The sequence below is a fragment of the Bacteroides sp. BFG-606 genome (assembly GCF_024788145.1).
GTDB lineage: Bacteria > Bacteroidota > Bacteroidia > Bacteroidales > Bacteroidaceae > Bacteroides > Bacteroides vicugnae.
The window spans coordinates 5,226,554-5,249,595 of the sequence record NZ_JANUIL010000001.1 but is presented as its reverse complement, the minus strand read 5'-3'; the positions used below and the strand labels follow the sequence as shown (position 1 = coordinate 5,249,595).

Below are 23,042 nucleotides of genomic sequence, written 5' to 3'. Positions count from 1 at the left end.
CAATAAAATGAAAAAAGAAATGAAGAAACTGTTTGTTTATACAATGGGAATGTTCCTGTTGTCTCTTGTCACATCGTGTGGAGATGATAAAGAAGATACTGGGTATACAGGCGTTAATAAGATTTATTTATCTGCAGAAAATCCGGTGATTGAAGAAGCGGAAGCAACTCCCCTGACGGTAAATGTCGATCTTACTACAGCTTGTGAGCAGGATGTTACACTTAATTTTGAGGTATTGGATGACGAAGCCGGTATTTTAAAACTGGTAAATAATCCGGTGACTATTCAGGCCGGTCAGAAGAAAGCGACTTTTCAAGTTGTATCCAATCAGAAAAATCTGTTGGCTGTAGATACTTATTTTCAGATTGGCATTTCTACTATTCCTGTAGAGAATATGGCTTTGAATGCAGTGTTAAGTGTGCGTGTGAAACCCGATCCGCAAATACCGGAACTTTCCGAGGAACAATTGGCATTGATTGAAGGCTATAAAACTAAATATAACATTGATTTGACAGACTGGCTGGGAATCGTTTCTTGTCACACAGTGGTAAATAGTCCTGCAGATGGATATTTAACTCCTTTTGTTCAAGCGTTCACAAAAGAATACGACGGGAAAACAATTATTACTTTGAGTGAGGAGGCTACGGCTGAAATGCCTGTGTTGAAAATGGTGGACAACCCGATGGGATTAACCGAATATCTATATTGGGTATTTCGTGCCGAAACGGTCGAAGACTCCGAGTATTGGACAGAGTCACCGGCATCACAGACCTTGATGGAACAGATTAATTGGAATAAAGATACCAATGAAAGCTTCTCCGCATCATTGAACGGTATAAAACTTAAAGATATTACTTCTTCTACTGCCACTGTGGACTATATAGGAGAAGGAACAGACTCTTATGGTGATCCGATAAAAGCAGTTCCGTTCTCATATACTTTTAGTGCATGGACCCGGCAACAAGAATTGATGAAAACAGATCCAACTGCTCAAGAAATCTATGAACAGGGGGGAAGGGCAGAACCCGATTATTATTTGTGCAATACAGGTATTGACGAAGATGGTTGGGAAGATCCGGAAAATTTTGAAGAGTCTACCGGTAGTATTGATTTTACTGCTAAAAAGATGACCTTTAAATTTTTGATAGACCACATGAATGCCGGTGGATATACCCATGTAACAGTGACCTATGAGAAGAAATAATAAGAACTTGTATAAGTATGTTTCCATAGCAGCTATTTTAATAGCTGCTATGTGTGTGTATATACCTGGGTATGCGCAATCTGCTCCGATTTCTCTTCCAAAAGGAACTGTAGAGGGGTATTTGCCTAACGGACTGCATTATTTAATATTGAAAAACGCTGTTCCTGCTTCAAGGGTAGAGTTCCGTTTGATTATGCGTGTCGGTTCTGTTCAGGAAACGGAGAATCAGAAAGGATGTGCTCATTTCCTCGAACACATGGCATTTGGTGGAACCAGGCATTTTCCCAAACGTTCATTGGTGAGTTATCTGGAATCTAAGGGAGTGAAATACGGAATTGATATCAATGCTTTCACAGGCTACGATCGTACCATTTATATGTTTGCTGTCCCCACAGATCATGGGCAGGAGGCTGTTGTTGACAGTTCGTTGTTGATTATACGTGACTGGCTCGACGGAATATCTTTTCTTCCGGAGAAAGTGGAGAATGAGAAAGGAATCATTCTGGAGGAATTGAGAAGTTATGATCTCAATGATGAATTCTATCAGTTGAAGATTGGACAGGGTGTTTTTGGAAACCATATCCCTTTGGGTACTGCCGATGATATTCGTAAAGTGACCCCTCAAGTACTCAAAGAATATTATAATAAATGGTATACTCCTTCACTGGCTACATTAGTGGTAGTGGGAGATATTTCTCCCAATGAGATAGAGGCTAAGATAAAAGCAGGTTTCTCTTCATTAAAGAAACGTGTGGCTAAAGATTTTCGCATTTATCCGTTGGAGTATGCAAAAGGTATTCAAATATCGGAAGTCAGAGATTCGTTGCGTAACCATACGAAAGTGGAGTTGATGATTCCTCATCCTTGTGTGGTTGAACGCACTATAAACGATGCTGTCAAGAAAGAAACCGGACGTCTACTGCTTCGGGCAATAACACAACGTTTTCGGGGACGTCACATCAAAGCGGATCTATCTGATTCCTGGTATTTGAGCGATAAGAATCATTTGGTATTGGCAGTAGAGGGAAACGACAGGAGCGAAATACTAAGTACTATAACTATTGCCGTAGCCGAATTAAACTGTTTGATTCGTGAAGGATGGGACAAGGAGGAACTGGCAGATGTCCGTACACAATTCTGCAATCAGCTAGCTGAAGGCAATCCTGACGATGCGCGTTCTTCTATTTATTTCTGTGATGATTTTACTGATTATGTAATATCAGGTGATCGTTATATGACTGCCCCGGCGGAGCGGAAGCAATTGAAAGAAGCCATGTTGCATGTGCAAAATAACGATTTGCAATTACTGCTGAAAGAATGGCTTACTTATCAGAAGCAAGCTATGCTTGTTGCCTGTAATTCTCATCCGGGGTTGGGGATGCCATTGACAAAACAGGAAATAGCAGAAGCGTGGGCAGAAGGTGAACGGGCAGAATGTATACCTTATACTTATGTTCGCCAGGAAGAAAAAGAGGAAGTGCCGGTAGAAACACCCGCTTGTTTGGCTATCCGTCCTCCTTTTGATGCTACGATGATTGCTCATATCAATGTCTATAATGAAATGGGGGTTAGGGAAGTAAAGCTGAAAAATGGTATTCGTTTAATAATGAAGCCCACACAGGATTCTGACAGCACCTTGTATCTGACTTCTTTCGCTCCCCTCGGCACTTCTTCCTTGTCCGACGAAGAATATCCTTTGTTAGAAGGTGTTGGAGGATATATCGATATGGGAGGTCTTGCGAAAGTAGATGGTCAAATTCTTTCAGAATATCTTTTTCAGAAAGAAATGTCAATCACTGTAGCCATGGAAAATCATTGGCATGGTTTTATGGGAATGTCTTCCACTGCTAATGCGCCGGAATTCTTCAACTTGATTTATGAGAAGATTTTTGATCCTGAACTGAAATACGAAGATTTTGAAGAGATACGTCAGGGATTGATGCAGAATGAAGGGAAAGAAACCATGTTGGAGAAAATGCTGAAAAGGGATTCAGGGCGTCAGTTGTCTGCCCGCATCAATGAATTGATGGGAGCATCTATTATGCGTCCATCTATTCGCTCTTTTGCAGAACGGTTGAACCTCGATTCCATAGCCGGATTTTATAAGAAATTGTATACACGTCCCGAAGGAACTACGTATGTTGTATGTGGTAGTTTCAATCCGGATTCGCTCATGCGCCAGTTTGTGTCTGTATTCGGAAGAATTCCGGTTTCAGGAAATACGGTGCAATACTCTTATCCTAGTTTTGAACTACCGGATAAAACCCTTATAGAGGGATTTCCTAATGATAACGAGACACAGACCTTGTTTGATTATTTACTTTACGGTCATTACCAGCCTTGCCAAAAGAACACACTCATGTTGAAATTGATGCGAGATGTAATTCGTAACCGCCTGATTTCAGTCTTGCGTGAGCGGGAGTCATTGGTCTATTCTCCTTATATTTCATTGTTTTATGAGGGAATCCCGTGGGGTACATTCTACTTTGACATAAATGCTTCTGCCGATAACCGGAATATGGGGCAGATAGACCGTTTGTTGAAAGAAATTCTTCAGAGGCTGAAGGAAGAAGAAGTAGATATACAGGAATTACAAACCATCAAGCGCTCTTTCCTCTTGGCAAAACGTGAAGCATTGAATGAAAAATCACCGGCGGCATGGCGTACCACGCTGGTCGGATTACTTAAAAATGGGGAATCATTAGCTGATTTTGAACAATACGAACAATGTCTTGATGAGATAACTCCGGTTGAGTTGCGTAAAGCTTTCAAAGAATGGATTGACTTGGATAATTATGTGCTATTATATTTGAGTAATAATAAATTAAAGAATGAAACAACAAATGATTAAGCGTTTATTAGTTATAATTTGGGGGTGTTTTTGCCTGCAAATGGTAACCTGTGCACAGGTAGGAGTGGACAAGCCTGCCTACGTGTTATATGATAATGCGGGGAAAGCAATTACTTACAGCCAGTTGATAAAGCAACTGGAGAAGTATGATGTCGTTTTCTTAGGAGAGATGCATAATTGTCCTATCACTCACTGGCTGGAGTTTGAAATAACCCGTTCCCTTTACCATATTCATAAGGACAAACTGATGTTGGGAGAAGAAATGATGGAGAGCGATAACCAACTGATCCTGAATGAATATTTGCAGCGTAAAATTTCTTACGATCGTTTTGAAGAAGAGGCTCGTTTGTGGCCTAATTATAGTACGGATTATTCTCCGGTAGTCTATTTTGCTAAAGAGAATAAAATTCCGTTTATTGCCACTAATGTACCCCGCCGTTATGCCAATGCAGTGAAAAACGGGGGACTTGAAGTGCTGGATTCACTGTCAGATGAGGCTAAAAGATACATTGCCCCTTTGCCCATTTCTTTCAATTATGATGAAAAGGAGAGTGAGGCAGCTTTTAGCATGATGAATATGATGGGAGGACAAAAATCCGGAGATAATTATAAGTTGGCACAGGCACAGGCTGTAAAGGATGCTACAATGGGGTGGTTTATAGCTCACAATATGAAAGACAAATTTCTGCATATTAATGGAAGCTATCATTCCGACTGGAAAGGTGGGATTATTCCCTATCTGCTTCAATATCGTCCCGGGACAAGCGTTGTGACGGTTACTTCCGTACGTCAGGAAAACACGGATAAACTGGATGAAGAAAATAAAGGTCGTGCGGATTTCTATATCTGTGTCTCGGAAGATATGGTAACCAGTTATTAAGAAAGTAAAAGAATCAGGTTAGTAAAACTCATAAAAGTCTCCATGATGCTGTGCGTCTGGAGACTTTTTTGTACCTTCGCGCCCTTAAACTAACTAACCTTTATTTTTATGTTTACTGACTTATTGCATTCCTCTTATTTTTCCCTTTTCCTGATTGTCGCATTGGGGTTTATGCTGGGAAGAATAAAAATCAGAGGATTATCTCTCGATGTGTCGGCAGTTATTTTCATTGCCCTTCTTTTCGGGCATTTTGGTGTTATCATTCCTAAAGAATTAGGAAACTTCGGTTTGGTGCTCTTCATTTTTACCATCGGTATTCAGGCTGGGCCCGGATTCTTCGATTCTTTCCGCAGTAAAGGAAAGACGCTCATTCTCATTACTATGCTTATTATTTGTTCCGCCTGCCTGACCGCAGTCGGATTGAAGTACGCATTTGATATTGACACACCGAGTATTGTCGGTCTGATTGCCGGTGCGTTGACCAGTACGCCGGGTCTGGCGGTTGCTATCGACAGTACCAATTCTCCTTTGGCATCCATTGCTTACGGTATCGCATATCCGTTTGGAGTGATCGGTGTGATTCTGTTTGTCAAGCTGTTACCTAAAATTATGCGGGTGGATTTAGATAAAGAAGCCCGTCGTTTGGAAATAGAACGTCGCGGACAATTCCCGGAATTGACTACTTGTATTTATCGTGTCACCAATTCGAATGTGTTTGATCGCAGCCTGATGCAAATTAATGCGCGTGGTATGACGGGTGCCGTTATTTCCCGTCTGAAACACAATGATGAGATATCCATTCCCACAGCTCATACAGTGTTGCGTGAAGGAGACTATATACAAGCCGTAGGTAGCGAAGAAGCGCTGGATCAGCTTGCTGTACTGGTAGGTAAGAGAGAAGAAGGTGAACTGCCTTTGGATAAAACGCAGGAAATAGAATCTTTGCTGTTGACCAAAAAGGATATGATAAATAAACAACTGGGGGATTTGAACTTACAGAAGAACTTTGGCTGCACGGTTACCCGCATTCGTCGAAGCGGTATTGATTTGTCTCCGTCTCCCGATCTTGCTTTAAAATTTGGTGATAAGTTGATGGTGGTCGGTGAGAAAGAGGGGATTAGAGGAGTAGCCCGCCTGTTGGGGAACAATGCGAAGAAACTGTCCGATACGGACTTCTTCCCTATTGCGATGGGGATTGTATTGGGAGTGCTGTTCGGCAAAATAAATATATCTTTCTCTGATAGTCTGTCATTCTCTCCGGGATTGACCGGCGGAGTGCTGATGGTAGCTCTTGTGTTAAGTGCGATTGGCAAGACAGGACCTATTATCTGGTCTATGTCCGGACCTGCTAATCAGTTGTTGCGCCAGTTGGGTCTGCTTCTTTTTCTTGCCGAAGTAGGAACTTCTGCCGGTAAGAATCTGGTAGCCACTTTTCAGGAAAGCGGATTGCTGATGTTCGGAGTGGGGGCTGCCATCACATTAGTGCCGATGCTTGTTGCAGCCGTTGTAGGACGTCTGGTATTTAAAATCAGCCTGCTCGATTTGTTGGGGACTATTACGGGCGGTATGACGAGTACTCCGGGACTTGCTGCTGCCGATTCAATGGTAGACAGTAACATACCGAGCGTAGCTTATGCAACAGTTTATCCGATTGCTATGGTATTCCTGATTCTGTTTATTCAAATCATAGCTTCGGCGGTATATTAACAAAATTTTGTATAATCATTGATTGTTAAATAAATAGTTCGTATCTTTGCCGCCTCAAAGAAAAAATGAGGTGAAACGATTGTTATTGAATATTACACGCTACTTCTTACCGATACTGTTTGTGTCGTATCTGGTAAGCTTTACATTCTTTGCCCACGTGCATGTGGTCAATGGCGTGACAATCGTCCATTCACACCCGTTTAAGAAAGGGGCGGCACATAAACACTCTACAGTCGAACTGCTGCAGATTCATTTTCTGTCTCACTTGACGGCAGACGGTGCAGCTATTGTTTTTGCTCTTTCCCTTTTTATTCCTTTCTTATTGTGTTTTCTGCTCGGACGTTCGCAATATGCTCACTATCACTGTCCGTATCATGGGGTAGTGGGACTTAGAGCACCTCCGGTTATTCGTTTCTCCGTTCTTTGAATGATGATACCGTACCTTGCATGAGGTAGGGCATTGTCTGTCTATCCATGTGAATACTTATCGAAAATGAATAACAAACGAAAAATGAAGAAATATATCTTTTCGCTTGTCTGCCTGTGCTGCGCATTGTTGCCTGCCCTTGAAGGACAAGCTCATGAATATCCGGATCATCCCGAATTACGTAAGTCAGATGCCAATATTATTGGTCATATTCTTGATAAAAACACAAAAGAGCACTTGCCCTATATTACAGTCGCCCTGAAAGGTACTACCATCGGAACAGTGACCGATGCTACCGGGCACTATTTCTTGAAAAAATCTTCCCGAAGGCAATTTTGTGCTTGAGGTTAGTTCGGTGGGCTATAAAACCGTCAGACGAAATGTGACGCTGAAGAAAGGACGTACATTGGAAGAAGATTTTGAAATAGAAGAAGACGCAGTTGCTTTGGATGGCGTAGTAGTATCTGCCAATCGTAATGAAACCACCCGCCGGCTGGCTCCGACACTGGTGAATGTAGTAGATTTGAAAATTTTTGAGAATACCAACTCTACGACTTTGGCGCAGGGGTTGAGCTTTCAGCCAGGCGTCCGTGTAGAGTCCAATTGTCAGAATTGCGGTTTCCAGCAGGTGCGTATCAATGGACTGGATGGTCCTTATACGCAAATCCTGCTCGATTCCCGTCCCATTTTTAGTGCACTCTCCGGTGTATATGGTATCGAACAGATTCCTGCCAGCATGATAGAACGTGTGGAAGTGATGCGTGGAGGCGGTTCGGCCTTATTCGGTTCATCTGCCATTGCCGGTACAATAAATATCATTACTAAAGAGCCGATACGCAACTCCGGTATGTTATCCCATACAATTACGGGAATTGGCGATGGAGACGCTTTTGATAACAGTACGGCATTAAACGCATCTCTTGTGACGGATAATCAACGTGCCGGTTTGTATATCTTCGGTCAGAACCGCCATCGCTCTGCGTATGACTATGATGGAGACGGATATTCCGAGATTCCTAAGTTGCATGGTCAGACAATCGGTTTCCGTTCATTCCTGAAAACAACGACTTATTCGAAACTGACTTTTGAATATCACCATATGGAAGAATTTCGTAGGGGAGGAGACTTGTTGAACCGCCCGCCCCACGAAGCGAATGTGGCGGAGCAGACCGAACACTCGATCAATGGCGGAGGACTGAAGTTTGATTATTTCTCACCTGACGAGAAACATCGTTTCAATGTGTTTGCATCCGCGCAGCATATCAATCGTGACAGCTATTATGGTGGCGGACAAGATCTGAATGCTTACGGAAACACCACCGACCTGAACTGGATGGCAGGATCGCAATATGTTTATAGTTTCGCAAAATGTATCTTCATGCCTTCCGACCTGACTGCCGGAATAGAATTCAATCAGGATAAACTGGAAGATAATATGTGGGGATATAATCGTACGGTAGACCAAAAAGTGAATATCGGTAGTGCCTTTCTTCAGAATGAATGGAAGAATGAGCACTGGGGATTCCTTATTGGCGGTCGTTTGGACAAGCATAATCTGATTGACCATGTGATATTCAGTCCGCGTGCCAATCTGCGTTATAATCCGACTGAGAATATCAATCTTCGTTTCAGTTACTCATCCGGTTTCCGTGCTCCGCAGGCCTTCGACGAAGATTTGCATGTGGAGAATGTAGGCGGTAATGTGGCGATGGTTGAACTGGCGGACAATCTGAAAGAAGAAAGATCACAGAGCTTGAGTGCTTCGGCAGATATTTATCACCGTTTTGGCGCGTTTCAGGTTAACTTTCTGGTAGAAGGATTCTATACAAAGCTGTCAGATGTATTTGCCCTTACCGACGGAGAGACAGTGGACGGAATCCTGACACGTACACGCTACAATGCACCGGGAGCCCGTGTGATGGGATTGACATTAGAAGGAAAGATGGCATATCTGACTAAATTCCAGCTTCAGGCAGGAGTCACTTTGCAGCAGAGCCATTACAGCGAACCGCACGTATGGAACCCAGACGCTCCGGCTGTGAAGAAAATGATGCGTACGCCGAATACTTACGGTTACTTTACAGCAACCTATACCCCGATAAAACCATTATCTATCGCTCTTTCCGGTACATATACCGGTTCGATGCTGGTTCCCCACGAACCTGTGCCGGGATTCCTTGAAAACCCGATAACGGTGAATACCAAAGACTTCTTCGACATCGGTTTGAAGGCTGCCTATGATTTCAAACTTTACAAGTCGATGAACTTGCAGGTGAATGCCGGTATACAGAATATTTTCAATGCTTACCAGAATGACTTCGATAAAGGAGCCGACCGTGACTCCGGTTATATCTATGGTCCGTCGTTGCCGAGAAGTTTCTTTGCAGGGGTGAAGATAAGTTATTAAGATTCGGTTAAGATTTAAAATCGTTATAAATAGGGATTGTTTTGTATAGAGACAATCCCTATCTTTGCAAAAAACAAACTGAACTCTGACTTTACTGCACGGAATAGATGTGCAAAATTACCGGATGAAACAATTGTACCTACATATAATGAAGTATTTTCTGCCTGTACTGTTTATTTCGTACATGGCAGGAATCACTTTGTTTACTCACTCACATGTGGTAAACGGGGTTACGATTGTCCATTCGCATCCATTCAAGAAGGGGAGTGAGCATAGTCATACGACGGTTGAATTCCAGCTACTTCATTTCCTGAATCACATATTGGTGACAGATAGCGGACTATTACCCGCGTTTATTGTTGCCGTTTTCTCTTTCTTGTGTATTCTGCTTGCCCGTCCGCAAGGTATGCGGTATTGTCGTACTTGTCCGGGCGTAATATCTCTTAGGGCGCCTCCTGTCGCTTAGTCTATACTTTTCGGGAATAGCATTTATTATTAGTTAGGAACAACGATTTATGATTGTTGCTTCCCTTTCCCTCTATTATTTTTTTTGAATTAAAACATTAAAAGACTAACGACAATGAAGAAATATCTTTTAGTCCTGGTCGGCCTGTGTTGTGTTCTGTCACACGCATCGGCTGAACATCCGGACTACCCTGAACTGAAGAAATCCGATGCGAATATAATAGGTCATGTACTGGATAAAAAAACGAAAGAACATCTTCCGTACATCACCATTGCACTGAAAGGAACGACCATAGGAACGGTGACCGATGCTACCGGGCATTATTTTTTGAAGAATTTGCCGGAAGGAAATTTTATACTGGAAGTTAGTTCAGTAGGTTACAAGACAGTGACCCGCAACGTAACTCTGAAAAAAGGAAAGACACTGGAAGAAGATTTTGAAATAGAAGAGGATGCGATTGCTCTCGATGGAGTAGTGGTTTCCGCCAACCGGAGTGAAACGACACGCCGTATGGCTCCTACTTTAGTGAATGTCGTCGACCTGAAACTTTTTGAAACCACTAACTCTTCTACTTTATCACAAGGACTGAATTTCCAGCCCGGAGTGCGTGTGGAGACAAATTGCCAGAATTGTGGTTTCCAGCAAGTCCGCATCAATGGTCTGGACGGACCATATACGCAAATTCTGATCGATTCGCGTCCCGTATTCAGTGCCCTTTCCGGAGTGTATGGGCTGGAACAGATTCCTGCCAGTATGATTGAACGTGTAGAAGTGATGCGTGGGGGAGGCTCCGCCTTGTTCGGTTCTTCGGCTATTGCAGGAACAATTAATATAATCACTAAAGAGCCTTTACGCAATTCCGGTCAGCTATCGCACACCATTACTGCTTTGGGAGGAAGCTCCTCATTCGATAACAACACCTCGCTGAATGCCTCATTGGTGACGGACGATCATCGTGCCGGATTGTATATCTTTGGACAGAACCGCCACCGGTCAGGATATGATTATGACGGAGACGGATTTACCGAACTGCCCAAGTTGAAGAATCAAACAGTGGGTTTCCGCTCTTATCTGAAAACGAGTACTTACTCCAAACTGACCTTTGAATATCACCATATGCAGGAATTTCGTCGTGGAGGGGATATGTTGAACCGTCCTCCTCACGAAGCGCATATTGCAGAGCAGTTGCAACATTCTATTGATGGTGGAAGTTTGAAATTCGATTATTTCTCTCCGGATGAAAAGAACCGTCTAAGTGTCTTTGCATCGGCTGCCAATACAGACCGGGACAGTTATTACGGACCGGGCAACGATCCTCTGAAAGCCTATGGAAAGACGACGGATTTAACCGCTATGGGGGGCGCACAATACGTACATACGTTTGGCAAGTGCCTTTTTATGCCTTCTGATCTCACAGCAGGGCTTGAATATAACCGTGACCGCCTGAAAGATAACATGTGGGGATATGACCGTCACACGGATCAGACGGTGAATATTTACAGTGCTTTTCTGCAGAACGAATGGAAGAACGACCGTTGGGGAATTCTGATTGGCGGTCGTCTGGATAAGCATAATATGGTGGATAATGTGATCTTTAGTCCCCGTGCCAACTTGCGTTTTAATCCTACCCGGAATATTAACCTGCGTTTGAGCTATTCTTCCGGATTTCGTGCTCCGCAGGCTTTTGATGAGGATATGCATATTGAAAATGTGGGCGGAACAGTGGCTATGATCGAGCGTGCAAAGGATTTGAAAGAAGAGAAATCCCAAAGTTTCAGTGCTTCTGCAGATATGTATCATCGTTTCGGAGCATTCCAGACGAACTTGTTGATTGAGGGGTTTTATACAAGACTGACCGATGTTTTTGTATTGGGCGAACCTTACGACCGTGGTGATGGTATATTAGTGAAAACACGTAGCAATGGCCCCGGTGCTAAAGTGATGGGATTGACACTGGAAGGTAAAGTGGCTTATCTGTCTATCCTGCAAATACAAGCGGGATTGACTTTACAGCGTAGCCGATACGATGAACCACATAAGTGGCATGATGATGCACCGGCAGAAAAGAAGATTTTCCGTACTCCCGATACATACGGTTATTTTACTGCCACATATACTCCCGTCAAACCTTTGTCTATCGCCCTGTCAGGAACATATACCGGCAAAATGTTAGTGCAACGTATGGATATCACTGCCGAGAATGCCAAACTGGGTGAAATGCCTGAAAGAAAAGCGGAAGCAATCAGAACACCTCGTTTCTTTGATTTGGGAGTGAAACTGGCTTATGACTTCAAGCTATACAAAACAGTTGATTTGCAATTAAACGGCGGAGTTCAGAATATTTTCGAGTCTTATCAGAAGGACTTTGACAGAGGAGCTAACCGGGATTCCGGTTACATTTACGGTCCTTCTTTGCCGAGAAGTTTCTTTGCCGGGGTGAAGATTAGTTATTAACCGGTCATAAAAATAGTTTCCCGGCACGGTACTTTTAGTTTCATGCGTTGAAACTATTTGTTCCCCTATGGGAAACTGTAGTTTCCCCGTAGAGAAACCATAGTTCCCCCATAGGGGAAACAACAGTTCCCTTGCGGGGAAAACATTGTATTCTTTGGAGAAACTAAAGTTTCAAGCGGCTGAAACCAATGTATCGTATAGAGATTCATTCTTTTTCCTTATTGATCATTGATTGATCAGGCAGGGTGATAGGTGATAGATGTGGTGATAGGTTGCAAACAACCTGTCACCATCCCTGAAAGTACCATGAATAAAGGTTTTTAGAAGTGCTGGTGATAGGTGATAGAGGAAAGTGAAAAAATCTCTGTGTAGAGATGGATTAAACCATATCTTTATCGACCCCGAATTTTTCTCCTGTCTGGCATTTACCGGCGGGTTCCACATGTACCAGAATGTCATATACGTTATCTATCGAATTGATAATGCTTTTCTCCACCGAATCGGCAATCTCATGAGCTTGCGTGATCGTGATTTCCGGATTCACTTCTATATCAAGGGTAATCATATAGAGATTTCCTATCATTCGTGATCTGACGCGATGCGGATTACTGGCACCGGGCACTTTCTCTACAGCCTCGAATATCTTGTTGTATACATTGACATCTTTCACTCCGTCCATCAGTTCCACATTCGAATCAATGAAAATACTGATGGAAGATTTGATGATGAAGAGGCTGATTATCAATCCTGTTATTGAATCGAGTATCGGTAATTTGAAGATGAAAGTAAATATCAATCCTAATAAGACACCTGTTGAGATGACAACATCATTCCGCATATTGATGGCATTTGCAGTCAGCATGGAGCTGTCGATCTTCTTTCCCTGTTTGTACTGGTATGAAGCCAGTAAGAGTTTACCGATAATAGAAAATACAGTGACATAGATGGCGATAGCCGATGGTATTTCTTTCACTTCATCCGAAAAGATACTTTTAGTGGACGATAGCAGCATTTGTGCGCCGGCATAGAATATCACGAGTGATAGAATCTTTGTTGCGATCCCTTCCGCTTTCTCATAGCCGAATACATACTTCTTTGAAGGAGGGCGGTTGATGAGGCGTGCCGTAAAAATCATAACGATAGAGATAACAACATCGGTTGCCGAGTCGATACCGTCGCCGACTACGGCTAAACTACCGGCAAACAAACCGATGATGATTTTGGATGCGGACAGGATTGCATTGCCAATTGTACTGATCCATGAGGTTTTGATTAATATTTGTTCTCTTGACATTGAAGTGATTCTTTAGATTTGTTTGTAATGGGATTGGGCAGCAAAGATAAACATTAATAGGAGTTTGTGACATGAAGTCGCAAAAAAAACTTTTTCCGCCTTTTTAGTACTTTATGCCTTTTAGTTGTATTATATATAGATGGTCAATTAAAAACAGGACAAATCATTTATTAAATAGTTAACCGCATGTTCAAAAAATTAAGTAGTTCTTTACTCATTGTGTCAGTTTGTGTTTTTTCTTCTTGTACGTCTACCGTCAAGCAAGAAATTGCAATCTTGCCTACCCCCGTTAGTCTGACCGAGCAGTCGGGCTCGTTTGTTTTAAAAGATGGCATGAAAATCGGAGTTTCCGATCAGTCGTTGTTTCCCGCTGCCGGATACCTGCAGGAAATTCTTCGGAATGTCATATCGTCTTCTGTTGAAGTCACTACCGATAAGAGTCAGGTAGATATGTATTTTCAGTTGAAAGATACTATTGGAAAGCCCGGTTCTTATAAGCTTGAGTCTGCACCGGAGTATATTCGAGTAGAGGCAACTGACTATTCAGGCATTATTTCTGCTATTACTACTATTCGCCAGTTGCTTCCTGCAACGATAGAAGTGCAGGGAGAGAAACAGAATTATTCTATCCCTGTCGTGCAAATAGAAGATGCGCCACGGTTTGAATGGCGTGGGTTTATGTTGGACGCTTCCCGTCATTTCTGGAATAAGGAAGAAGTGAAGCATGTGTTAGACCTGATGTCTTTGTATAAACTTAATAAGTTCCATTGGCATCTGTCCGACGATCAAGGTTGGCGTATAGAAATCGAGAAATATCCGTTACTTACGGAAAAAGGGGCTTGGCGTAAATTCAATACGCAGGATCGTACCTGTATGGCACGTGCGAAAGAAGAAGATAATACCGATTTCCTGATTCCGGAAGATAAGATACGTATTGTGGAAGGAGATACACTGTATGGAGGTTATTACACTCACGATGATATAAAAGAAATAGTAGCCTATGCTGCGCAAAGAGGAATTGATGTCATTCCTGAGATTGATATGCCGGGACATTTCCTGGCAGCTATCGGTCAATATCCGGAATTGGCGTGCGACGGATTAATCGGGTGGGGGGAGACATTCTCTTCTCCTATCTGTCCGGGCAAAGACGCAACACTGGAGTTCTGCCGGAATGTGTTCAAAGAAGTTTTTGAACTTTTCCCTTATGAATATGTGCACATGGGTGGTGATGAAGTGGAAAAAGCCAACTGGAAGAAATGTCCTCTTTGTCAGAAACGGATTCGTACGGAGAAACTGGGGTCGGTAGAAGAACTTCAGGCATGGTTTGTACGTGACATGGAGAAATTCTTCCTTGCCAACGGAAAGAAACTCATAGGTTGGGATGAAGTGGTATCCGACGGATTATCTTCCGATGCTGCTATTACCTGGTGGAGAAGTTGGGCGAAAGATGCATTGCCTACGGCAACTGCACAAAAGCAGAAAGTGATTGCTTGTCCGAATGAATATTTCTATTTCGATTATGCGCAGGATCAGAATTCAGTAAAGAAAATACTTGCGTATGATCCGTGTGCAGACGAGCGGTTATCGCCGGAACAGAAGAAATATATCTGGGGGGTGCAGGCGAATCTCTGGGCTGAATGGATTCCGACCATGAAGCGCATTGAATATTTGATTGTTCCCCGTATGATAGCATTGAGTGAGATAGCTTGGGCGGAGCCGGCAGCTAAACCGGGTCTCGAAGAGTTCTATCGTCAGCTTGTTCCGCAATTTAAGCGGATGGATGTAATGAGGGTAAATTATAGGGTGCCTGACTTGCAGGGATTCTATAAAGTGAATGCATTTATTGATGAAACAACTGTGGAATTGACTTGCCCGTTACCCGGTACTGAAATACGGTATACGACAGACGGCAGTATGCCTACCAAAGAATCAGCTCTTTATAACGGCGCTTTGGAAGTTGGGAAGACTACGGATTTCGCTTTCCGCACTTTCCGTCCGGATGGTTCTCCTTCGGATGTGGTGCGTACCAAGTATGTAAAGGCTCCTTATGCGGAGGCGGTGACTGCTTCGGCTGCTTTGCAGCCCGGCTTGAAAGCAGTATGGCACGATTTCCGTGGTAATCTTTGTGCGGATATGGATGCAGCTCCTGTCAAAGGGGAGTATGTGGTGGAATCGGTATCCATTCCCGAAGAGGTGAAAGGAAATATCGGTCTGGTATTGACCGGCTATCTGGAAGTTCCTGCCGATGGTATCTATACATTTGCCCTTCTCTCGGACGACGGTAGCACATTAATGCTTGACGGTGAATTGTTGGGAGATAATGATGGAGCACATTCGCCGGTAGAGATTATTGTGCAGAAGGCTTTGAAAGCCGGGCTTCATCCGATAGAGGTGCGTTACTTCGATTGTAACGGAGGCGTATTGCAGATGGAATTGGTGAATGAAAAAGGTGAAAAAGAAGTATTGCCAAGTGCATGGCTGAAACATGAATAACTATTCTGTTGTTTCAATCATTACTTATTCGTTATAGTCTGAATAGCAAATTTCATTATTTTTAGGTATTGTCCGTCTTGCCGGCGAGCCGTACCTTTGCAGAAAATAATTGAAAACTTATGCGAATCAGTGAGAGACGAGTCGAGATTAATCATATATCAAAGGTGCACATGCACCGGATTGAATGGGATGAAGAGAGCTTATAGAAATATAAGCTCTCTTTTTTTGAACGATTTCGAATATTGTTCTTTTTTGAAAACAAGCGATAAGTTAAATGATTGTCGAACTTAATATAGATTGAACGTACGTTATGAGTACATTGAAAAAACTTCAGAACTACATGGGTAAACGGAAAGTGCTTTTGCCTGCGGCAATGCTGCTGTCTGCCCTAAGTGCCCTGGCGGGCATGTTGCCTTATATCCTTATTTGGCTGATTGTGAGAGAACTGCTTGAACACGGAGAGATAACCTCTTCCGGTAATGTGGTGACGTATGCCTGGTGGGCGGCAGGCATGGCCGTGGCGAGCATCGTCCTTTATTTTGCCGCATTGATGTCTTCGCATCTTGCAGCTTTTCGGGTTGAATCGAATTTGCGTAAAGAAGCCATGCGCCAGATAGTGCGTATGCCTCTCGGCTTCTTTGACATTAATACGAGCGGACGTATTCGCAAGATTATAGATGACAATGCAGGGGTTACCCATAGTTTTCTGGCACATCAGTTGCCTGATCTTGCGGCTACTTTTCTAGTGCCGTTGGTAGCTGCCATACTGATTTTTGTGTTCGATTGGATACTCGGTCTGGCATGTATCGTCCCTGTAATTATTGCCATGCTGGTTATGGGTTTTATGATGAATGCGGAGGGACGGCAGTTTATGAAAAGCTATATGACCTCTCTGGAGGAAATGAATACCGAAGCTGTAGAGTATGTGAGAGGAATTCCCGTAGTGAAGGTTTTCCAGCAGACCATTTACTCTTTCAAAAACTTTCACCGCTGTATCATGAATTATAATAAAATGGTATTCGGCTATACACGAATGTGGGAGAAGCCGATGTCGCTCTATACCGTAATAATCAATGGTTTTGTGTTTTTCCTTGCTCCGTTGGCTATTTTGCTGATTGGTTATTCAGGTAATTATGCATCGGTATTACTTAATTTCTTCCTGTTTGTTCTCATTACTCCTGTATTCTCCCAAAGTATCATGAAGAGTATGTATCTCAATCAGGCTTTGGGGCAGGCGAGTGAAGCTATCGGACGTCTTGAGAATCTGGTTGCTTATGAGCACCTGACTGTTGTAGAGCATCCACAACCGGTAAAGGAATTCAGTATTCAGTTCGAAAAAGTTTCCTTCAGCTATCCGGGAGCTAATCAAAAGGCGGTGGATGATGTTAGTTTCACTATTCCGCAAGGAAACACAGTAGCTCTTGTCGGAGCTTCGGGCGGAGGGAAAACAACGATTGCCCGTCTAGTTCCCCGTTTCTGGGAGGCAACGGAAGGGAAAGTTTTAATAGGTGGCATCAATGTAAGAGAAATCGCTCCCGAAGAACTGATGAAATATATTTCTTTCGTGTTCCAGAATACAAAGCTGTTCAAGACTTCTCTGCTCGAAAATATCAAATATGGTAATCCCGACGCGACAATGGAGGAAGTGGAACGGGCAGTAGATATGGCACAGTGCCGGGAAATTATCAATAAACTTCCGCTCGGACTGAATACGAAGATTGGTACGGAGGGAACATATCTCTCCGGCGGGGAACAGCAACGGATCGTACTGGCACGTGCAATCCTGAAAAATGCTCCTATCATTGTACTGGATGAGGCGACTGCTTTTGCCGACCCCGAAAATGAGCATCTCATCCAGCAAGCCTTGAAAGAACTGACAAAAGGAAAAACCGTATTGATGATTGCTCATCGTCTTTCAAGCATCACTGATGCCGACAATATCCTCGTCATTGACAAGGGGAAGATTGCGGAACAAGGTACACATGCCAACCTGCTTGGTAAACAAGGCATCTATTATCATATGTGGAATGAATACCAGCAATCTGTTCGCTGGACAATAGGAAAGGAGGTTTCTAATGATTGAAGTAATAAAAAGACGTTTTGCCCTTTCAACTAAAGGAGCGAAAGATTTCTGTAAAGGTGTGTTTTTCACTACACTGCTCGATATTGTATTGATGTTGCCGGCGGTATTTGTTTTTCTCTTTCTTGAGGAATATCTTCGTCCTGTGTTTCAGCCTTCGGCTTCGGTGACGCATGGTATTCTCTATTATAGCATACTCGGTATTGTCTTTATGATAGTCATGTATATATTTGCGGTATTGCAATATCGTAGTACCTATACCACCGTTTATGATGAGAGTGCAAACCGGCGTATCTCATTGGCGGAAAAACTTCGTAAGTTGCCTCTGGCTTTCTTTGGCGAAAAGAATCTTTCCGACCTCACTGCCACGATTATGGATGACTGCACTGATCTCGAGCATACTTTTTCGCATGCGGTTCCCCAGTTGTTTGCTTCCATTATCAGTATTCTGCTTATTACCGTCGGCATGGCATTTTATAACTGGCAGTTGACGATTGCTTTGTTCTGGGTAGTGCCGCTTGCCGCCGCAATTCTTCTTTTCTCGAAGAAGGAAATACAGAAAAGCAATGAAAGTAATTATCTGAACAAGCGGATGGTGACCGAGCATATCCAGGAAGGACTCGATACCATTCAGGAGATAAAATCCTACAATCAGGAGAGAGACTATCTGGAAAAACTGGATGCGAGCATTGATACCTATGAAAAGGTATTGACTCGTAATGAACTGGTGCTCGGCATGTTGGTAAACGGTTCCCAAAGTGTATTGAAACTCGGACTGGCAAGCGTTATTATCGTTGGTGCCAATCTCTTGGCTTCGGGTACGGTTGATTTGTTTACCTATCTTATATTTATGGTTATCGGGTCGCGTGTGTATGCTCCGGTCAGTGAGGTGATGAATAATATTGCCGCTTTGTTCTATTTGGATGTGCGTATCAATAGAATGAATGATATGGAAGCATTGCCGGTACAAAACGGGACTACCGAATTCACTCCTCAAGGTTATGATATCGAATTCAGACAGGTAGACTTTGCTTATGAGCAGGGAAAACAAATTCTGAATAACTTGTCTTTTATTGCCCGGCAAGGTGAAAAAACGGCATTGGTTGGTCCTTCGGGTAGTGGCAAGAGTACGGCGGCCAGGTTGGCGGCACGTTTCTGGGATATCCAGTCGGGAAAGATTACCCTCGGCGGGCAGGATATCAGTCGGATTGATCCTGAAACTTTGTTGAAAAACTATTCCGTTGTCTTTCAGGATGTAGTTCTTTTCAATGCTTCCATTATGGATAATATCCGTATTGGCAAACGGGATGCTACGGATGAGGAAGTCCGGAGAGTTGCCCGCTTGGCACAATGTGATGAGTTTGTCACTAAAATGCCGCAGGGATACCAGACGATTATCGGTGAGAATGGAGAAACATTATCCGGCGGTGAGCGTCAGCGTATTTCCATTGCCCGCGCTTTGTTGAAGGATGCTCCGATTGTTCTGTTGGATGAGGCTACGGCTTCGCTTGATGTTGAGAATGAAACCAAGATACAGGCAGGTATATCTGAATTGGTACGTAACAAAACGGTGCTGATTATTGCGCACCGTATGCGAACCGTTGCCAATGCCGACAAAATTGTAGTATTGGAGAATGGAAGTGTTGCTGAAATGGGAACACCGGAGGAATTGAAAAAGAAAAATGGTATATTTGCCCGGATGGTGAACAGACAGGTTACAAATATGAATTGATAAATAGCAGCGATACTATGCAATTTTTGAAAGGAGATATACAAGAGGGAATCTTGAAGGCAGCCGAAGAAGTGTTTCTGGAAAAGGGATACAAGGATGCCTCTATGCGTGAAATAGCTTCGAGGGCAGGGGTGACGGTGAGTAATATCTATCATTATTTCACCAATAAGGATGAGATATTCCGTACGATTCTGAAACCGGTATTGAATGATCTGTATGCTATGATTTATAATCACGATGCAGATCAGATGACGATAGACGTCTTTATGGATTCGGATTATCAGAAAATGTCTGTACGGGAATATATCAGATTGGTCTCTGAACATCGTGACCGTTTGCGGTTGCTGCTTTTTCAGGCACAAGGTTCTGTTTTGGAGAACTTCCGTTCTGAATATACAGATTTGATGACGCGTACGATTTCTGTTTTTTTTCAAGGGATGAAACAGAAATATCCGCATATCAATATAGCAATAACTAACTTCTTTATTCACCTGAATACGGTATGGTTGTTTGCCCTGCTCGAAGAGCTGGTGTTGCATCCTGTGAAGAAAGAAGAGATGGAGAAGTTTATAGCGGAGTATATCGCTTTTGAAACGGCTGGTTGGAAAGAGCTCATGAATGCATGAGCTCTTTCACTTTATTCTCTTACTGATATAAAAAAACGTCCGGCTTTCACAAGCCGGACGTCCTTGCCTCTTTTAGAATATGTCATCTATTCATATTCCAAAATGAATACATTATATGGTTTTTTCAACTTAACAACCAAATAAAAGAAATGCGGGTGAATCACTTCGGCCGATTTCTATGTATTTTTAATGTGGCTACGTAATATAATTATGACTAATTAATTTAATTCTGATACTGCAAAGATAGGGGCTTTCCGCTTTTCCCGCAATCCCCTAAAATGGGTATTCTTCTATCAATTACTAGCTATATATAGTGGTTCAGGCGTTTGCATAACTATGCATCCCCCCAAGAACATAATTCACCCCGAAATAGGTCATTAAGACAGTCAGGAAAGCAAGAATCATATAGATATGGAAGAATAGAGGCTTGCGGAAAATGCGCAGGCTTTGTGAATGGAAGGCTACTCCATATACCAGAAAAGTAATCAGTGCCCATACTTCTTTCGGGTCCCACGCCCAGTAGCGTCCCCAGGAAACGTTTGCCCAAACTGCTCCCAGAAAGATGCCTGCTCCTAAAAAGAAGGTGGCAGGGTAGAGCAGCAAACGGCTGACTAGCGTCAACTGTTCTATCCGGTTGTCTTGTATAGCGTCGTTTCCGGAGATCTTGTTTTCCGATTCTTTTTTCCGGAGGCATAATGCCAGTATTCCGTTTAGCATGATAAATGCCAATAGGGCATAAGACATCATAATCAATGAAACATGAATACTTAGCCACGGAGAGACGAGCACCGGCATTAATGGGGTTATCTGGGGATTCATTTGTCCCAGATAGGAGACCAACAGAGCAAAGCCGGAGAGGAGGAATCCGAATGGAAGTGTAAATGGGAATCTTCGATGGAGCAGACAGGCTGTCAAAAGAATACAAAGAGCCATGAACTGCATGGTTTCGTAACCGTTGCTAAGTGGAATACGACCGCCAATGTACCAGCGCAGGCAATATCCTGCTAAATGGAATATGAAAGCAAGATAGAGTGTAACAGAAAAGAAAGTTCCTGCCATGCGGGAAATCGTTTTGGCTTTGGGCGAGAGGGTATTTCTTTGCAGGCTGTTATGAAGTAGAAGTAGGAAAGACAACATTCCCAATGACAGGTTAATCATAAAAAGAATCTTGCTGAACGGAATCCGGTTGTAGAGTAATTCTGCTTTTACTTCCATTTCGGAGAGAGGTTGCACGCTGCCATCAGTAGGTAATGGATGGATGAATGTTCCTTTTTCCAACATCAGGATCAGGCCTACTTTTTCATCTGTTTCCTGGATCGCTTTGGCGAGTTTGCTGTCTTTTCCCTGTTCTTGTTGCCAAGTTTTCTGAAGACGGTAGACCGGACCGTCAAACAAATCGGTCAAGCGTGCATAAGAGGTTTTCAAACCGAGTAAATGGTGTAGTTCGGGACTTTTTATATATATCATTGGTTCATTTTTCCATGATTCCGGGTAAAGAATCCAGCCACTTATTACTTGTTCGGGAGTGAATCCTTTATAGTAGGTTTTTCCTGTCAGTTTCTTGACAAAGTCTCTTGCCAGTGTATTGAACGGCACTACACGGTCATGGTAGATAACCTGTTGTTGTGCCAGACTGTCTGCCTGTATTTTGTTTAATACGCGAAGAGGCGTTTCCTGCGCTTGTGTTGTTCCTGTCAGGTAGAAAAGGAATAGAATGAATAATCCTCCTTTTTTCAATAAGGGATGATTTAATAACTGACGAAACTCCCCCCGGCGATAGAAAAGTAGTAAAATCATGGAGATGCCCAGTAGGATGTATCCGCTATAGGTTACTCTAGTACCCCATGGATCATAGTTTACTGTTAGCCAACTTCCTTCACCATCTTCATCAAATGATGACTGGTAAAAGCGGAATCCTTGCATGGCAAATATACGGTTCATTGAGATGCGTTCGTTATGCAAAGAATCTTTCTGGCCGGGAAGTGAGTAGTTGATATAACTGACGTAATCAGCAGGAGCTTCTGTACCCGGATAATACTCTATCCGGAAACTGTCCAGTTTCATTGTAAATGGCAGGTCTGTCTTTTTGTCGCCTTGTGGTGACTGGAAGCTGCTTTTTACTGTATTCAGACGTAAATGCATATATCCTTGTTCACTATAGATAAACGTAATCATGGCCCCCACCAAGATAACGAGGAGGGAGCCATGAAACAGCAAAACAGGGAGCCGGTGCCATAGGGAACGTCGGATGAGGGTAACAAACCCTATTACGGCAATTACTCCCCACAAACAACAAAACCAGATTGTGTGATATATATTTCTTTCTACAAACTCTGTCCCGTATGCTTGCTCTATGAAAGTGGTTGCAGCAAGTAATCCTATCAGACAGATATATAAAATGATAAGTAATCTTTTCAACGG

Annotated in this window: 13 protein-coding genes and 1 pseudogene; 12 read left to right on the top strand and 2 right to left on the bottom strand. The window is 43.0% G+C overall.

The genetic code is table 11. The features are described 5' to 3' along the window. Positions 1 to 7 precede the first annotated feature (7 nt). From NXV01_RS20205 to NXV01_RS20170, 8 genes and pseudogenes are all read left to right on the top strand, one after another. A complete protein-coding gene (locus NXV01_RS20205) occupies positions 8 to 1,204 on the top strand; it encodes a DUF4929 family protein (protein ID WP_148367626.1) in 1,197 nt (398 codons plus the stop codon). Continuing rightward, positions 1,191 to 4,055 carry a pitrilysin family protein gene (locus tag NXV01_RS20200; protein WP_148367627.1) on the top strand — a complete coding sequence of 955 codons (2,865 nt, stop codon included), beginning with the start codon at positions 1,191 to 1,193 and terminating at the stop codon, positions 4,053 to 4,055. Before NXV01_RS20205 ends, NXV01_RS20200 begins: the two co-directional genes overlap by 14 nt. Beyond that, on the top strand, positions 4,036 to 4,935 hold the full coding sequence (locus tag NXV01_RS20195; RefSeq protein WP_148367628.1) for a ChaN family lipoprotein: 900 nt from the start codon (positions 4,036 to 4,038) through the stop codon (positions 4,933 to 4,935). Before NXV01_RS20200 ends, NXV01_RS20195 begins: the two co-directional genes overlap by 20 nt. Before the next feature lie 108 nt (positions 4,936 to 5,043). After that, entirely contained in the window at positions 5,044 to 6,642 is a 1,599-nt protein-coding gene (locus NXV01_RS20190) for an aspartate:alanine exchanger family transporter (protein WP_148367629.1), read from the top strand. A gap of 46 nt (positions 6,643 to 6,688) precedes the next feature. Beyond that, on the top strand, positions 6,689 to 7,069 hold the full coding sequence (locus tag NXV01_RS20185) for a hypothetical protein (RefSeq protein WP_148367630.1): 381 nt from the start codon (positions 6,689 to 6,691) through the stop codon (positions 7,067 to 7,069). An 84-nt stretch (positions 7,070 to 7,153) separates the two neighbouring features. Beyond that, positions 7,154 to 9,476 (top strand): annotated as a pseudogene (locus NXV01_RS20180) (TonB-dependent receptor). A gap of 124 nt (positions 9,477 to 9,600) precedes the next feature. Next, complete coding sequence (locus tag NXV01_RS20175; RefSeq protein WP_148367632.1) at positions 9,601 to 9,942, top strand: hypothetical protein; 342 nt, start codon at positions 9,601 to 9,603, stop codon at positions 9,940 to 9,942. A 114-nt stretch (positions 9,943 to 10,056) separates the two neighbouring features. Continuing rightward, entirely contained in the window at positions 10,057 to 12,396 is a 2,340-nt protein-coding gene (locus NXV01_RS20170; RefSeq protein ID WP_234133661.1) for a TonB-dependent receptor, read from the top strand. Between the two features lie 379 nt (positions 12,397 to 12,775). On the opposite strand, the gene NXV01_RS20165 is transcribed toward NXV01_RS20170, so the two are convergent. After that, positions 12,776 to 13,690, bottom strand: coding sequence for a cation diffusion facilitator family transporter (locus NXV01_RS20165; RefSeq protein WP_148367634.1), 915 nt, complete (start codon positions 13,688 to 13,690; stop codon positions 12,776 to 12,778). A gap of 186 nt (positions 13,691 to 13,876) precedes the next feature. On the opposite strand from NXV01_RS20165, the gene NXV01_RS20160 reads away from it, so the two are divergent. The 4 genes from NXV01_RS20160 to NXV01_RS20145 all read left to right on the top strand — a co-directional run bounded on the left by NXV01_RS20160 (position 13,877) and on the right by NXV01_RS20145 (position 20,621). Continuing rightward, on the top strand, positions 13,877 to 16,183 hold the full coding sequence (locus tag NXV01_RS20160) for a family 20 glycosylhydrolase (protein ID WP_259023134.1): 2,307 nt from the start codon (positions 13,877 to 13,879) through the stop codon (positions 16,181 to 16,183). A gap of 310 nt (positions 16,184 to 16,493) precedes the next feature. Further along, positions 16,494 to 18,266 (top strand): ABC transporter ATP-binding protein, encoded by a 1,773-nt coding sequence (locus NXV01_RS20155; protein WP_004300133.1) that lies wholly within the window; start codon positions 16,494 to 16,496, stop codon positions 18,264 to 18,266. Continuing rightward, positions 18,259 to 19,995 carry an ABC transporter ATP-binding protein gene (locus NXV01_RS20150; protein ID WP_195649956.1) on the top strand — a complete coding sequence of 579 codons (1,737 nt, stop codon included), beginning with the start codon at positions 18,259 to 18,261 and terminating at the stop codon, positions 19,993 to 19,995. The genes NXV01_RS20155 and NXV01_RS20150 overlap by 8 nt, the downstream gene beginning before the upstream one ends. A 17-nt stretch (positions 19,996 to 20,012) precedes the next feature. Beyond that, on the top strand, positions 20,013 to 20,621 hold the full coding sequence (locus NXV01_RS20145; RefSeq protein ID WP_004300131.1) for a TetR/AcrR family transcriptional regulator: 609 nt from the start codon (positions 20,013 to 20,015) through the stop codon (positions 20,619 to 20,621). A gap of 318 nt (positions 20,622 to 20,939) precedes the next feature. Here NXV01_RS20145 and ccsA read toward each other — a convergent pair whose 3' ends face one another. Beyond that, positions 20,940 to 23,039: a cytochrome c biogenesis protein CcsA gene (ccsA, locus tag NXV01_RS20140; RefSeq protein ID WP_259023133.1), complete on the bottom strand. Its 2,100-nt coding sequence runs from the start codon at positions 23,037 to 23,039 to the stop codon at positions 20,940 to 20,942. Positions 23,040 to 23,042 lie beyond the last annotated feature (3 nt).